The sequence below is a fragment of the Aminobacter sp. P4_D5 genome (genome assembly GCF_056401815.1).
Genome location: NZ_JBFUIP010000590.1, coordinates 1 through 783, shown reverse-complemented (window position 1 = coordinate 783; position 783 = coordinate 1). Strand labels below are relative to the sequence as shown.

Annotated in this window: 2 protein-coding genes; both read left to right on the top strand. The window is 70.4% G+C overall.

Annotation, left to right across the window (positions count from 1 at the left end):
* The coding region (locus tag AC1DWF_RS33700; protein WP_476842842.1) for a hypothetical protein at positions 1–311 on the top strand (311 nt) is incomplete at its 5' end.
* 2 nt (positions 312–313) lie between these two features.
* A partial coding sequence (locus AC1DWF_RS33695) for a hypothetical protein (RefSeq protein ID WP_476842841.1) occupies positions 314–783 on the top strand: 470 nt, incomplete at its 3' end.

The window sequence follows — 783 nt, the reverse complement described above, 5'->3', positions numbered from 1 at the left end:
CCGCCAACGCCACGGCGCTGGTCGAAGAGATCGTCGCCAAAGCTGCCAGCTTTGGTGCGGATCCTGCGTACTGCGCGGGCCTCCATCGCAGCCTGCTCGACGCCGTGAAGACCTTTGCCCGACGAGACGCGGCGCGCGCAGGGGCGCAACTCAAGGCCGACCTGGCCGCCTTCGCTGAAGCTTCGTCAGACGCCGACGGAACCAACACCCCCGCCGAGGCGGCTTCTCCAGAGCAACCCCCCGACCCCGACACGATCCGGCGCGGCCTGGGGCTCGCCTTCCTCAATCACCCCAGCCTCAGGAACCGCTGACCATGACCGCGACGAACAAAGCGCCTCGCGCGGCCACGCGCCCCACCGGCAAGCCCGCCCCCGGCGAAGGCCAGGAAGCGCCTGGAGCCCGCCAGAAAGCCCCTCGCGAGGGTACGGACGATGCCACTGCCGCTGGCGAAGCCTCTGGCGACGAGCAGGAGGCCGCTGGCGGCGGCGCTGGCCGTCATGGAGCCGCCGACCCTGGCGAAGCCTCTGGCGACCATCAGGAAGCGCCGCTGCCGCCCGCGACGCCCGAGGATCTGCATGAGCGCCTGGTGGCGGCAGGCTATTCCGCGACGGCACCAGCCGACCTGATCCTGCCGGGCGGGGATGGCCCGCCGGAAGGCATGAGCATCGGCACATATGCCGGTGCGGTCTACGAGCGTGCCGAGCTGCTCGAACGGCACCGCATTGTCCACATCGTCGCGAAGGTGCTGAAGATGAGCGCGACCGAGGCCCGGAAGTTCCTCAC